Below are 14,052 nucleotides of genomic sequence, written 5' to 3'. Positions count from 1 at the left end.
CGCTACAGACAACGATACGAAACCGGTTCGGCACCAGTATCGAACGAGTATCGACAACCTTCGCGATTCCTATCGAAGCACTCAAAAGCGTTGCGAAGCACCAATATTGGAGGTAGATAAACCATGAACGACCACAGCGCCTAACGCACCATCCGCACAGCCAGATCGCCGTACGCCTCACCCAGCGCCACCGGATCGCGATGACTCCGGGTCGGGAACCATCGGCACACATCGACACACAACGACGACAACGCCAGGACCGCATCGCCGGCAGCAGCGACGGTGAACTCCCCCGAGTCGACACCACGGCGCACGATCGCCGCGAGTACCTCCGAGGTGTCGCGGCGGATGGCAGTGATCGTCAGATAGTGCTCGCGAGTGAGTTCGTGCAGTTCGTACTGCACCACCTTCGCCAGTTCGTGGTGCTCGGCCTGCCATCGCGCGAACTCGCCCACCACAGCCCGGAGCCGATCACTGTCAGACAAAACAGGCTCGTCAACCGCGCGCAACGCGGCCAGCACACCGCGGTGCCCCTCCAGCGAGATCGCGTACAGCAGTTCTTCTTTCGACCCGAAGTGCGGGTACATCGCCGCCGGACTCATGCCGAGGCGCTTGGCGATCTCACGGGTCGACGTGCCGGCGTAGCCCAGCTCGGCGAACGAGGCGATGGCCGCCTGACGGATCCGTTCCGCCGCAGCCGAGCCGCGTGTGTTCGTCACAGCCATCTGGCGACCTCGCTCCCCCGATCGTGCCCGGTTGACCCGATCGCACCGTCGAGGGCATCATAAGCGAACGCTTAGTAAATAAGCGATCGCTTGGTTTGAAGGAGTCCCATGGCCGCCCCACTGTCCCGTCGCGACGTCGAGTTCATGCTCTACGAATGGCTCGATGTCGAGAAGCTGACAAACCGTGACCGGTTCGCAGAGCATTCCCGGGAGACCTTCGACGCAATCCTCGAACTCAGCGAAAACCTCGCCACCAAGCGCTTTGCCCCGGTCAACAAACTCGGTGACCAGAACGAACCGTTCATCGGGGACGACGGCAAGGTCGTGCTCCCCGACGGGATCGGGGCCGGCATCGACGAGTTCGTCAAGGCCGGACTGCTGACGGGCTCGTTCGATGAATCACTGGGCGGCATGCAGCTGCCCACTGTTGTCAACAGGGCGGCGATGGCGTGGTTCCAGGCCGCCAACGCAGCGATGTCGTCGTACACGTTCCTCACCGTCGGCAACGCGAACCTCATCGCCGAATACGGCTCCCCCGACCAGATCGACACCTGGGTGCGACCCATGGTCGAAGGCCGATTCTTCGGCACGATGTGCCTGTCCGAACCGCAGGCCGGATCGTCGCTCGCCGACATCACGACCAGGGCCGAACCGATGTCCGACGGCTCCTACCGGATCACCGGGACCAAGATGTGGATCTCGGCAGGCGATCACGAATTGTCCGAGAACATCGTCCACCTGGTTCTTGCCAAAGCGCCCGGCGGTGGCCAAGGGGTCAAGGGGATCTCCCTGTTCATCGTGCCCAAATACTTGGCCGATGGCAGCCGCAACGACGTTGCGCTCGTCGGCCTCAACCACAAGATGGGCAACCGCGCGACCACGAACGCCCTGCTGAACTTCGGCGACGGAACACACTCTCCCACACCGGAATCGGGCGCAGTGGGCTATCTCGTCGGCGCGGAGCACCGCGGCCTGTCGTATATGTTCAAAATGATGAACGAGGCCCGGATCGGGGTCGGCTTCCTCGCCACCTCACTGGGTTACGCCGGCTATCTCGCCTCGCTCGAATACGCCAAGGTGCGCGCACAGGGCCGACCGGTCGACCAGAAGGATCCGGCGTCGCGGCCCGTCCCGATCATCGAGCACGCCGACGTCAAGCGGATGTTGCTGGCCCAAAAGTCTTATGTCGAAGGCGCTCTCGCGCTTGGCCTGTACTGCAGCAAACTGGTCGACGAGCAGACCACCAGCACCGGCGACGACCGGGATCGCGCCGGCCTTCTTCTCGACGTCCTGACCCCGATCGCGAAGAGCTGGCCGTCCCAGTGGTGCCTGGAGGCGAACAGCCTGGCAATCCAGGTCCTCGGCGGCTACGGCTACACCAAAGAATTCGACGTCGAGCAGTACTACCGCGACAACCGGCTGAACCCGATCCACGAAGGTGCGCACGGCATCCACGGGCTCGACCTCCTCGGCCGCAAGGTCGTCATGCAGGGTGGCGCCGGACTCACCCAGCTCGCCGAGACCATCGGCGAGACCATCAGCCGTGCCACCGACAACGATGCCGCCGCCGTGTACGCGGCAGACCTTCGAACCGCCCTTGACCAGCTGGTCACCACAACCACAACCGTCTGGTCGTCGGGCGATCCGGCACTCGCGCTGGCCAACGCAACCGCCTACCTCGAGGCCGCCGGTCACATCGTCATCGCCTGGATGTGGCTCGAACAGCTACTCGCGGTCGATACCAAGGCCGGCGACTTCTACGATGGCAAACGCGCTGCGGCGCAATACTTCTTCCGCTACGAGCTGCCCAAGACCGCCGCGCAGCTGTCGCTGGTCGCCGCGCTCGACCGCACCGCCCTCGATGCCCGGCCGGACTGGTTCTGACGGGCGATCGGGCACAGATGTCAATCCGGTGATGCCACCGGGAAGTCGAGAGTTACAGGAGCACAATGCGTTACGTTGCAGTCGGAGACAGTTTCACCGAGGGAGTCGGCGACGAACCCGACGGCGTCAACCCGCGCGGGTGGGCAGATCTCGTCGCAGCGGGTCTTGCCGCGGAACACGGCAGCGTCGACTACGCGAATCTCGCTATCAGAGGTCGCCTGCTCGCGCCCATTGCCACCGACCAGATCGACGCGGCGCTGTCGATGGACCCGCTGCCGACGCTGCTCACGTTCAACGGCGGCGGCAACGACATGCTGCGCCGCGGCAGCGACCTCCCCGGCCTCATCGAACTGACCCGCACCGCAGTGCGGCGGTGCCGCGATGCCGGGATCGAGGTCGTCCTGCTCGCCGGCGCCGACCCGTCCGATGGGCTGCCGATGCGCGAGAAGATCCGCGGACGCGGCGAGTACCTCACCACCGAGGTCGCCGCCCTTGCCCACGCAGAAGGCATCACGTTTGTGGACATGTTCCACGACAGCGAGATCCGCCGCGCGGTCTATTGGTCCGACGATCGTCTGCACCTGAACCCGATCGGACATCAACGGGTCGCCGCCCACATCCTTCGCTCGCTCGGTGTCCACACGATCCCGATCCCCGACCGACCCACCGACGCCGACAAGCGACGGGTCATCGAGAACATGCGCTTCGTCCGTTCCCACCTGGCGCCGTGGGCGATCAGACGGCTGCGCGGCCGGTCCTCTGGCGACAATCGCGCCGCCAAACACCCCACCTGGGTGAGGGTGAACGCGTCCGACGTCCACTCGTCCGGCGAAGGTGCCAACACACCCTGATTCACCAAACCCGAGGTTGCCCTGCCGGCCAGATCAGACTCAGCGCCCACCCGGTAGCTCTCGGCGATGGCGTGGGTGACACCGCCTTCGAACCGGTAGCGACCACATGATCGACCATCGAACGGATCTTCTCGACGTCGGTACGGCGCCCACTCTCGACGTCGGTACGGTTGGCCACTCTCATCGAACTGAACTCAACTCCAGCGCCTGAATTGAGCGCGAGTGTCCGAAATGCACCCGGGGTGACGGCGCCGAGACACGGGCCCGAAATCAACACTCACGCGTTCATATGAGCGCTGCTGATTTGCGCTCTCACCGAGATCGGCTACCCATACGCTCCGCCGGTGAAGATCCTGGTCGTAGTACTCGCAACGTTGCTCATGATCGCCGGCACGGGGGTGGCAACCGCCGATGCCCGAGGGCCCGACTACGTGGCGCTCGGCGACTCGCGCGCCGCCGCGCCGACGTGGATGTCGGTTCTGATCGGCGACCATTGCGGCCGGACCGCAGATGCATATCCGGTGAAAGTGGCCGCCGTGATGGGCCTCACTTACCGCTCGGTGGCCTGCATCGGCGCCACCTCGGCCAACGTCCTCGAAGGGCAGCAGATGCTCGCGGTTCGGCCGCTGCCGCCGCAAGTCGATGCGCTGTCGAAGACCACGAAAGTCATCACGCTGTCGATCGGGGGCAACGACATCGACTGGTGGGGGTTGATCTCATCCTGTTTCCCGTCGTTGCCCATTGCAGACGCACGCTGCCGCACGAGCGCCGCTGTCGGCGCGGCGATCGACACGAAACTTGCGGCGCTGCCGGCCAAGCTCGATGCAGTACTGACCGAGATCAGCCGCCGGTCGCCGAAGGCGCGCGTTGTCGTCGTTGGCCATGGCGGCTATTTCGGATACTTCGGACCGCGGGGGTGCGTGCCGCAGGCGAACATCTCGGCCGCCGATTCGACGTTCGTCGGCAGGTTCTTCGAGCGATTCGACGGTGTGTTGTCGTCGGCCGCGCAGAGGGCCGCCGCGACCCATGTCGACATCGTGGCGGCAGCGGTCGGTCATGACGTGTGCACCGGGGCGAAGAGATGGTTCGAAGGGAACGCACCCCGATCAGCGACCCAGGTCCGGCACCCGACACCGTTGGGATCGTCGAACATGGCCCGGCTGATCGTCGCCCAACTCGATTCGACGATGTGAGTACGCCCGAGTTTCCCTGACCGGTCGGGTTGCCAGAGTTCCCAAGGCCCTGCGAACGACACCTTTGCCGACGAACAATGAAGGGTGTCCAGCCCTCAACGGGAGGACCGGATACCGCATAGGAGGCACTGATGAAGGCGCTTGTGTATCACGGACCCGGCAAGAAATCGTGGGACGACGTCCCGAACCCGACAATCAAACACCCGACCGATGTCATCGTGAAAATCGATACGACCACGATTTGCGGCACGGACCTCCACATTCTCAAGGGCGACGTGCCGGCGGTCGTCGAGGGACGCATTCTCGGCCATGAAGGCGTGGGCACCATCACCGAGATCGGCGACGCGGTGACCACACTGAACGTGGGCGACCGCGTCATCCTGTCGTGCGTGAGCGCCTGCGGACGGTGCAGCTTCTGCAAGAACGGTGTGTACTCCCACTGCCAGGCCGACGAGGGGGCGCCGGGGATCGGCTGGATCTTCGGGCATCTCATCGACGGAACGCAGGCCGAATACGTCCGGGTGCCGTTCGCCGAGACCTCGGTGTACAAGCTGCCGGACGGCGTCAGCGCCGCCGAAGGCGTGCTGTTGTCGGACATCTTGCCCACCGGCCACGAGATCGGCGTGCAGTACGGCCGGGTGAAGCCCGGCGACGTGGTGGCCGTGGTCGGCGCCGGCCCGGTCGGCCTGGCTGCAATGCTCACCGCAGGCCTCTACGGTCCCTCCCGGATCATCGCAATCGACCTCGATGCCAATCGCGTTGCCGAGGCGAAGAAGTTCGGGGCAACCGACGGGGTGGTGTCGTCGGACGGGGACTGGAAAGAACAGGTCGTCGCGCTCACAGACGGACTCGGGGTCGACGTCGCGATCGAAGCCGTCGGTATCCCTGCCACCTTCACGATGTGCCTCGACATCGTGCGCCCGGCGGGCACCGTCGCCAACGTCGGCGTGCACGGCACCGGGGTGAACCTCCCGCTCGACACCCTGTGGATTTCGAATATCGCCATCTCGATGGGGTTGGTCAACACCAACACCACCGACACACTGTTGAAGATGGTCGCCTCGAAGAAGCTCGATGCGACACCGTTTGTCTCCCACACGTTCGCACTGAACGACATCCTCGAGGCTTACGACATCTTCGGCCGGGCCGCGGAGACGAAAGCACTGAAAGTGGTACTGACCGCCTGAGCCCACCACCCAGCCCACAACAAAAAATGCGATCGGACTGTCGCATTGTGACAACGCCTTGTCACGCCTTCTGAGTGAAAGGGATCAACCACACGGTCAGGAGCATCGCCATGCACATCGCCAAAAACGACATCCCGGTCAAGATCGACGTCCCCGGAGCCAGGGCCCGCCAGTTGCCCGACTTCGGTACAGCGACGTCCGGCGCAATCGGCGCGGAGTACTTCAGCCTCGGCGCCGGGACCGACATCGCGCCACTGTTGCACGGTCTGGACAACGACGCCTGCCATGCCCCGCACTGGGGCTACATCATCTCGGGCGAGCTGGTCGTCAGCTTCACCGACAACACCAGCGAGACCTGTGTCGGCGGTGATCTCTACCACTGGCCGGCCGGGCACTCCGTTCGGGTCGTCACGGACACCGAGCTGGTGATGTTCAGTCCCCAGGTCGAGCACGGTGCGGTGATGGACCACATGCTCACCAAGCTCACGGGTGCAACGCCGTAGCCCGCAACCCGTTCAGCGAGTCACGGTCCAGGTGATCGGGACCACCGGGTCGGGAGCGTAACTGCAGCAGCTCCCCGTCCGGACGGTTCGCTTGAGATGCTCCCCGAGCACCTGATCGTGCTCGGCGAGTCGGTCGAGCGCATAGCGCAGCGATCGGGTGACGCTGGTCCGCGCACGCTCGGCGGCACCTCCGGTGCCGCGTAGTCGGCCACCGAGACCAACGGCACCTCTGAGTTCGGAGAGCAGGAACTCGCGATCACGGCTCGCGAGATCGGCACGGGCGATGTCGTTGTTGCCCTGCGCTTCCGCTATGTCCTCATCCACTTCGTGGAGTCTGCGTCGATACGCCGCGCGCGACTGCTCATCAATGGTCGGGATCGGGTCGGCGACCTCATGTCCGCCGCACAGGTCGAGTGCCTTCACCTCGTGTCCCGGCCGGGCGAGCAGCACTGCGAGGTACTGCAGACCTTTGAGGTCGGCCAGCACGATCTCGATCGCGCGAAAGGTGAAGTGCCACTGGTCGCCCGTCCGCGCCATCGAAGCGACAAGCGACGTCGGCTGCAGCGGGGATGCAGTTGTGTCGGCGAGGAGCGCGGCGACCTCCGCGGCGCGGCGTACTGCGCCGAACGAGATGAACTCGTCATGTGCGGCCTGCCAGTCCAGACGACTCCGCGCAGAGTTGTCGGCCGCGGCGTACGCAGAGCCCAGCACCACCCGGGCAGAGGCCGCCTCATACGACGCATCCAACTCACACCATTGCACCACCGCCGCAGTCGCCTCAGTGCTGGCCGACGCCGGGTCGCCGGCCAGCAGATGTGCCCGCGCAGTGGCCACAGCAGCGACTGCCGCGAGGCCAGGACTGGCGAATCGCGCTGCGATGCCGCGAAGATCCGCCGCGGCGTCACGGGCGGCCGCGGCGTCACCACATCTGGCAGCGATCTCTGACTGAGCGTCGAGTAGTGGCACCAGGCGCAGGTCGCCGAACGGTGGACGTTCCTTCCACGGCAGGTCGGGCGGATTGCTGACCGCGTCGGCGATCAGCCTCGCCGCGGTGGCCAGGTCACCCTGTTCCATCCGCAACAGAGCGATGCCTGGAAGTGACGGCCAAGCCCGCCGGTGCGCTTGCATGAACGCGTCCTCCGCACCGTCGAGATCGCCCAGTCGGAGCCGAATATTGCCGAGTTCCACCAGGGGCCAGCCGAACTCACGGCGCATCCATGGCCGCAACTCGTCACAGGCGGTCATGGCCTCGAGCTCTGCCGCAGGCCCCGGCCCACTGACGCGCAGGAGTTCGGCGCGGTGCACACGACACCGGCCATGGAGCCCGCCGTAGGCATGCCCGTGACGCCAGTGCTCCATGACATCGGTCCATTCGCGTGCCCGATCGTAGGCAAACAACCCCTGCGCGGCGCACACCAACTCGCAGTAGAGCATCCCAGTGGTGAAGTGATCGACGGCACCGGACATGAGCCGTAGCGCCACATCGTCAAGCGCCGCGAGACCCTCATCGACTCTGCCGTCGCTGATGATCAAGCGTGCAGTCGCGACCTGACCCAGAACAGTTGCCGACGGAACACCCAGTTGCGCACCGAGTTCCATCGCACGACCCGCTTGCAGCCGGGCCCCTTCGGGGTCACCGCACATGAACCGCTCGTAGGTTCGGACCATCGCGAGCAACGCGTGCGCCGGCAACTCGGCCGCATCGCCGAGTTCGTGGTCGGCACGTGCCACCCATCCGCGGACCGGGGCCATCAGCCCGGTGTCGACCAAGAGGTGGAGCGCGACATTCGCTGCGGCCCAGGCAGCGGACTCGTGGTCGTCCGCCGCCCGCTGCCGGTCGTACAGCGATTCCCACACGGCCACAGCGACTTCGAACTCACCATTGCCATAATGCGCCACCGCTAGGAGCTCAGCGGCTTCCGGCGAGTCGTCCCCCTCGACCAGAGCCAGGGCACCGACCCAGTCTTCGCACGCCAACGCCGCCCGGGCGTCGGCGAGACGAGTCATCGTCTCAGTATTGCAAGAATGCGATATCCGATTGAGTGAACGCACAAATGTTCGCTCGAACCCCGCGCGACGAGGTGACCGGTGTTATCACCCGGTCCCAGACTGCCGGCAATGTTCTCGCCGAGAACCTGCCCATACACAACGATCCACCTACAGACGAATCGTCTTTGAGTAGGTGGATCGTAGGTCTTGCCTCAACGGTGGAGCTAAGGGGATTCGAACCCCTGACCCCCACACTGCCAGTGTGGTGCGCTACCAGCTGCGCCATAGCCCCGTATTCGGTTTTCGCAAGCTTTGCGGTTAATTTCTCCGCTCTGCTTGCTCGACCGAAATTACACCATCAGCGTGAGCCCGACCAAATCCGCTCGTCGGCGGGACCCGGTCGGGCCTCACCCGCTCAGCCGTTGTCGGAGCTGATCAGCTGTTCGACCCATTCCGGTCCACTGGTGACCGTGACCTGCTTGCCGTCACGGAGCACGCTGGGTGTGCCCACCTGGCCGCCGAGTGCGTCGGACAGCTCTTCCTGCGACTGCTTGGCAGAAGCCTGCGCAGCGGCCACCTCAGCGCCGTCTGCGATGCACTGCTGCGTTGCCTCACTGGCGCCGACGTCCTTTGCGTAAGCGGCCAACGCCTGATTGTCGTGGTCGACGTCACCTTCGACAGGCTGCTCCTGGAAGAGCTTCGAATGGAAGGCCAACTGGACGTTCTGGTCCTCACCGTCCGCCACACACTTCATCGCACCCGCGGCGCGCGAGCTGTAGTCACCCGATCCGGATCGCTTGTCCAGGAAATTCAGCATGTGATAGCGGACCTGCAGCTGGCCGCTGTTGATCGCATCGGTCAGCGCCGGACCCGACGACTCCTCCAGATTGCGGCAGGCGGGGCACTGGAAGTCCTCGAACAAATCGATGCTTGTCGGCGCCGTCGCCTCGCCCGCGGTGAAGGTGGCACTGGTGGCCAGGGCATTGACGTCCGCAGTTCCGCTGTCGCGATTGCTGTTCCAGATGATCCCGCCGATCACCACGGCGGCGATGACCACCACGGCCAGTCCGGCCAAGATGTACGTCGTGGTGCTCGACTGTGCACGGGGCTGGTATTTACCGCTCGACACCTTGGGCACCGACTGCTTCTTCTTGTTGCTCACTTTGTCCTCACCGAACCGATTCACACCGACTGAAGTCATCGCGCGACACACGCGCATCGCCTACCAGGGTATCGAGCGATGCCTGAGAACAATCTGAGCAGATCCGCCGATGGCCCGGCGTACGATCGCGAGGTGTCGCCGCGTATACCTCCGCATGAGCCACCCCATCCGCCCCAATCCGGGCGCAGCGAGGCCACTCACACCCATGCCAACGTCGCAGGCGGACGCCTGCGCGCCGCCACGTTCGGTGCGATGGACGGCCTGGTCACCAACATCAGCCTGGTCGCGGGCGTCGGTGCGGCCGGAGCCTCGGGCCACACGATCATCCTCAGCGGTGTGTCCGGCCTTGCGGCAGGCGCCTTCTCGATGGCGCTGGGTGAATACACCTCGGTGACCACCCAGAACGAACAGATCGACGCCGAAGTCGCGGTCGAACGCCGCGAGCTCGCCAAACACCCCGAAGCCGAACTGAACGAACTGATCGAGACGTTTGTCGACATGGGGATGAGCGAGCACACCGCACAAGCCGCCGCAACCGAGGTCCACGAAGACACCGAGCGGGCCGTGTATCTGCACTTGACCCACGAGCTCGGCGTCGACCCTGAGGAAAAGCCGTCGCCGATTGTCGCGGCCGTCTCGTCGTTCGCGATGTTCTCGGTCGGTGCGGTAGTCCCGCTGATCACCTACCTGCTGGGGTTCGAGTCACTGACCGCCGCCCTCGTGGTCGGCGCGATCGGACTGCTCCTGGCGGGTGGAATTGCCGCACAGTTCACCAATCAGCCGATCTGGAAAGGTGCGCTGCGACAACTGGCCTTCGGCGTGATCGCCGCCGCTGCAACCTATCTCGTCGGCTATCTGATCGGAGTCCCGGCATCCGGCTGATCCGGAGGCACCGGCTCAGCCAAGGACACCATCGACAAGTTCCTGCGCCTGCGCCTGCACTTGCGCCAAATGCTCTGGCCCGTTGAATGATTCGGCATAGATCTTGTAGACGTCCTCGGTACCCGAGGGCCGCGCGGCGAACCAGGCATTCTCGGTGGTCACTTTCAACCCACCGATCTTTGCCCCGTTACCCGGCGCCTCGGTGAGGATCGCGGTGATCGGCTCCCCGGCGAGTTCGGTCGCGGTGACCTGATCCGCCGACAGCTTCGCCAGCGTGGCCTTCTGCTGCCGGTCGGCCGGAGCATCGATGCGCGCATAGGACGGCGAACCACCATGCTGCTGCGCCAATTCCGCGTAACGCTGCGAGGGCGTCTTACCGGTCACCGCAAGGATCTCCGAGGCCAGCAGGGCCAAGATGATGCCGTCTTTGTCGGTGGTCCAGACGGTGCCGTCGGTGCGCAGGAACGATGCCCCGGCACTCTCCTCACCACCGAAACCGACCGAGCCGTCGAGGAGTCCGGGCACAAACCACTTGAATCCGACCGGCACCTCGATCAGGTTCCGTCCGATACCGGCAACGACGCGGTCGATCATCGATGATGACACCAGCGTCTTGCCAACCGCCGCACTCGGCGACCACCCACCGCGGTGGGTGAACAGGTAGTCGATGGCAACGGCCAGGAAGTGATTCGGATTCATCAGCCCACCGTCCGGGGTCACGATGCCGTGCCGGTCGGAGTCGGCATCGTTACCGGTGGCGATGTCGTACTGATCGCGCGCACCGATCAGCGAGGCCATCGCGTTCGGTGAGCTGCAATCCATCCGGATCTTGCCGTCGGTATCGAGGGTCATGAATGAAAATGCCGGATCCACAGAGGGATTGACCACGGTCAGGTTCGTCAGCGAGTAGCGTTGGCCGATCTCCCCCCAGTACCCGACCGAGGCGCCGCCGAGTGGGTCGGCACCGATCCGGACACCTGCGCTCCGGATGGCCGCCATGTCGATCACCGACGCGAGGTCGTCGACGTACGCGGCCAGGAAGTCATAGGTCCCGAAGAACTCCGATTTCTGGGCGGCCTCGAAGGGGATCCGTTTCACACCGGACAATCCGCTGCGGAGCAGCTCGTTGGCGCGGGCAGCGACCACGCTGGTGATGTCGGTGTCCGCCGGGCCACCGTTGGGTGGGTTGTATTTGAAGCCGCCGTCACGGGGCGGATTGTGCGACGGGGTGACGACGATGCCGTCGGCCTGCGGGCCACTGCCCCGATTGTGGGTCAGGATCGCGTGGCTCACCGCGGGCGTCGGAGTGAAGCCGTCTCGGCTGTCGACCAGGACCCGGACACCGGCGGCAACCAGGACCTCGATCGCGCTCTGCCAGGCAGGGAGTGAGAGGGCGTGGGTGTCGCGGCCGATGAACAGTGGCCCGGTGATGCCGGCGCCGGCCCGGTACTCGACGATGGCCTGCGTGGTCGCCACGATGTGATCTTCGTTGAACGCGTTGTCCAAACTCGATCCTCGATGGCCGGAGGTGCCGAAAACCACTTGCTGCAAAGGGTTTTCAGGATCTGGTTTGCCGGAATAGTAGGCATCGATCACAGCCGACACATCGATCAGATCTTCCGGCAACGCCACGGTTCCCGCGCGCGGATGAGCCATTGGTCTTCCTTCCGGTTGTGCTGCAGCGGGCCGGCGAACCGTCTGCTGCGTCCTGGCGACTTCGACTGGACGTCCTGAATTCTGCCACCGATCGTCCTTCGGGGCCCGACGAGCGGGCTACACTCCACCGTAGAAATGTCGCGCTCCGTAGAACCTGGAACCGACGAAACCTCGGTTGGGGGACGGAGGGAGCATCGTGCGTGTTCGGAAACCGGTGAGACGGCGAATCCTGCGGAGCTTTGCCGCCGTTGCACTCACCACCACGGCAGTCGTCGGCTTCTCCGTGGCTCCGGCCGGCGCGGCACCCTTCATGCCCGCCCCCAACAGCGACCCGTTCTATGCCGCGCCCGGCAATCTGAACTCGGCGGCCAACGGACAGGTACTCAAGGTGCAGAACCTGAGCAGTCCGTTCCCTGGGTCCACCGCCCAGAAGATCCAGTTCCGGACCACCAACTCCGCCGGTGACCCGATCGCCGCGGTGACGACGATCCTCGTCCCCGACGGCGGCAGTCGCCACGACCTGCTCTCCTACCAGCCGTTCACCAACTCCCTCGGCCTCCAATGCGCCCCGTCGCACCAGCTGTTCTCCGGCGGGCTGCAAGAACAACCGCTGATCGCTCTGGCCCTGGCCCGGGGTGTTGCGGTCAACGTGCCCGACCACCTGGGTCCCACCAGCGCGTACGGTGCGGCGAGGCTCGGCGGCACCATCACTCTCGATTCCATCCGCGCGGTGCAGTCCGACGCCCGAGTCCGCGTCGGCAGGACCCCGGCGGTGCTCGCCGGATATTCCGGTGGCGCGATGGCCAGCGGGTTCGCCGCGGCCCTGGCGCCGACCTACGCCCCCGAACTGAACCTCGTCGGACTCTCCGCCGGCGGGACCCCGGTCAACCTCGACTCCATCGCCCGAACCCTCGGCATCACCGCCAACCCCCTGTTCGGGCTGGGTTTTGCCGCATCGGTCGGCCTGGAACGCGAATACCCGGCAGAACTCCCCCTGTCCCGACAACTGAACGGACGGGGTGTGGCATTGGCCGACCAGATCCGCAATGCCTGCACGCAGCAGATCATCGACGCCGGCGCCAACCTCAGGATCTCCGACGTCGTGACCGGCGGTCGCCTGTCCGATGACCCGGCAGGCACCGCCGCCCTGAACCAGAACAGCTTGCAGGTGTCGCCCGAGGCGCCGCGGATCCCCGTGCTGCTGTATCAAGGCGCCGACGACCAACTCACCCCCACCTCACAGGTTCTCGCCACCGCCGCGAAGTGGTGTGGCCAGGGCACCCGGGTGCAGACGCTCATCCTGCCCGGCGACCACGGGTCGACCATCGCAACGGGTGTGCCGTTTGCGTTGGCGTTCATCAACGATCGACTGACGGGCGCGCCCGCACCGAGCACGTGCTGATCCCCGGCCGAAAACCGAAGGCGTCGGTCCTGGTGCTGCCGGGCGGCACCGACTCGTCCCACGAGCCGTACAGCCGCAAACAACCTGCGGCGTTGCGCATGTACCCGTTCACGTTGTCGCTCACCGCGCTGCCGGATGTGGCCGTCCGCCAAGCCGTGTACGAGGTGTACGGCTGGAACGGCGACGAGAACAGCCCCATGGCCAGGGCCCAGCAGGCACTCGACCGTCTGCTGCAGGCCGCACCCGACGCCCCGGTGATCGTCGTCGGGCATTCGATGGGTGGCCGGGTGGCCGCTCGACTGGCCGCCGACAAACGGGTGGCCGGAGTACTCGCGCTGGCACCGTGGTGGCAGCACGCCGATTGGCGCTACATCAACATCGACGCGAAAGTGCTTGCGCTACACGGAACCGCGGACATCCGAACGTATCCGAGCCGCACCGCCAAGGGTATCGCCGAACTGCAGGAACGCGGCGTGGATGCGACCTATGTGCCGATCGAGGGCGGCGGCCATGCCCTCCTCGACCATGTCTGGACCTGGCAGTCCACGGCCGTCCGATTCGTCCGCAGCTTCCTCTAGCCGCGAATTCGCGCCACCCACAGCGAAACGCGCCGGTTGC

General features: G+C 65.2%; 12 protein-coding genes and 1 tRNA gene. 8 read left to right on the top strand and 5 right to left on the bottom strand.

What is annotated here, in order from left to right; translation table 11 throughout:
• Positions 1 to 140: 140 nt before the first annotated feature.
• A complete protein-coding gene (locus AC1D75_RS10175; RefSeq protein WP_495515111.1) occupies positions 141 to 725 on the bottom strand; it encodes a TetR/AcrR family transcriptional regulator in 585 nt (194 codons plus the stop codon).
• 108 nt (positions 726 to 833) lie between these two features.
• Here AC1D75_RS10175 and AC1D75_RS10170 point away from each other — a divergent pair, with 108 nt between their 5' ends.
• The 5 genes from AC1D75_RS10170 to AC1D75_RS10150 all read left to right on the top strand — a co-directional run bounded on the left by AC1D75_RS10170 (position 834) and on the right by AC1D75_RS10150 (position 6,343).
• Entirely contained in the window at positions 834 to 2,609 is a 1,776-nt protein-coding gene (locus AC1D75_RS10170) for an acyl-CoA dehydrogenase (RefSeq protein WP_495515110.1), read from the top strand.
• A 65-nt stretch (positions 2,610 to 2,674) separates the two neighbouring features.
• Positions 2,675 to 3,460 (top strand): SGNH/GDSL hydrolase family protein, encoded by a 786-nt coding sequence (locus AC1D75_RS10165; RefSeq protein ID WP_495515109.1) that lies wholly within the window; start codon positions 2,675 to 2,677, stop codon positions 3,458 to 3,460.
• A gap of 344 nt (positions 3,461 to 3,804) precedes the next feature.
• Positions 3,805 to 4,653: an SGNH/GDSL hydrolase family protein gene (locus AC1D75_RS10160; RefSeq protein WP_495515108.1), complete on the top strand. Its 849-nt coding sequence runs from the start codon at positions 3,805 to 3,807 to the stop codon at positions 4,651 to 4,653.
• Positions 4,654 to 4,784: 131 nt separating this feature from the next.
• A complete protein-coding gene (locus AC1D75_RS10155) occupies positions 4,785 to 5,840 on the top strand; it encodes a zinc-dependent alcohol dehydrogenase family protein (protein WP_495515107.1) in 1,056 nt (351 codons plus the stop codon).
• A gap of 110 nt (positions 5,841 to 5,950) precedes the next feature.
• Positions 5,951 to 6,343, top strand: coding sequence for a cupin domain-containing protein (locus AC1D75_RS10150; RefSeq protein WP_495515106.1), 393 nt, complete (start codon positions 5,951 to 5,953; stop codon positions 6,341 to 6,343).
• Positions 6,344 to 6,355: 12 nt separating this feature from the next.
• Here AC1D75_RS10150 and AC1D75_RS10145 read toward each other — a convergent pair whose 3' ends face one another.
• The 3 genes from AC1D75_RS10145 to AC1D75_RS10135 form a co-directional block, all read right to left on the bottom strand.
• Positions 6,356 to 8,350 carry a hypothetical protein gene (locus AC1D75_RS10145; RefSeq protein ID WP_495515105.1) on the bottom strand — a complete coding sequence of 665 codons (1,995 nt, stop codon included), beginning with the start codon at positions 8,348 to 8,350 and terminating at the stop codon, positions 6,356 to 6,358.
• A 201-nt stretch (positions 8,351 to 8,551) separates the two neighbouring features.
• A tRNA-Ala gene (locus AC1D75_RS10140) sits at positions 8,552 to 8,624 on the bottom strand.
• Between the two features lie 123 nt (positions 8,625 to 8,747).
• On the bottom strand, positions 8,748 to 9,533 hold the full coding sequence (locus AC1D75_RS10135) for a DsbA family protein (RefSeq protein ID WP_495515104.1): 786 nt from the start codon (positions 9,531 to 9,533) through the stop codon (positions 8,748 to 8,750).
• A 39-nt stretch (positions 9,534 to 9,572) separates the two neighbouring features.
• On the opposite strand from AC1D75_RS10135, the gene AC1D75_RS10130 reads away from it, so the two are divergent.
• Positions 9,573 to 10,376, top strand: a complete 804-nt coding sequence (locus AC1D75_RS10130) for a VIT1/CCC1 transporter family protein (RefSeq protein ID WP_495515103.1) — start codon at positions 9,573 to 9,575, stop codon at positions 10,374 to 10,376.
• Between the two features lie 15 nt (positions 10,377 to 10,391).
• Here the strand turns inward: AC1D75_RS10130 and pgm are convergent, their stop codons facing one another.
• The gene (gene pgm, locus AC1D75_RS10125) at positions 10,392 to 12,032 is read right to left on the bottom strand and encodes a phosphoglucomutase (alpha-D-glucose-1,6-bisphosphate-dependent) (protein WP_495515102.1); all 1,641 of its coding nucleotides are present in this window, start codon (positions 12,030 to 12,032) and stop codon (positions 10,392 to 10,394) included.
• 214 nt (positions 12,033 to 12,246) lie between these two features.
• On the opposite strand from pgm, the gene AC1D75_RS10120 reads away from it, so the two are divergent.
• Positions 12,247 to 13,434, top strand: a complete 1,188-nt coding sequence (locus AC1D75_RS10120) for a lipase family protein (protein ID WP_495515101.1) — start codon at positions 12,247 to 12,249, stop codon at positions 13,432 to 13,434.
• Positions 13,434 to 14,012: an alpha/beta hydrolase gene (locus AC1D75_RS10115; protein WP_495516036.1), complete on the top strand. Its 579-nt coding sequence runs from the start codon at positions 13,434 to 13,436 to the stop codon at positions 14,010 to 14,012. The genes AC1D75_RS10120 and AC1D75_RS10115 overlap by 1 nt, the downstream gene beginning before the upstream one ends.
• The last annotated feature ends 40 nt before the right edge of the window (positions 14,013 to 14,052 follow it).

Source organism: Williamsia sp. Y712 (assembly GCF_059445525.1).
This window is presented reverse-complemented; position numbering and strand designations above follow the sequence as displayed.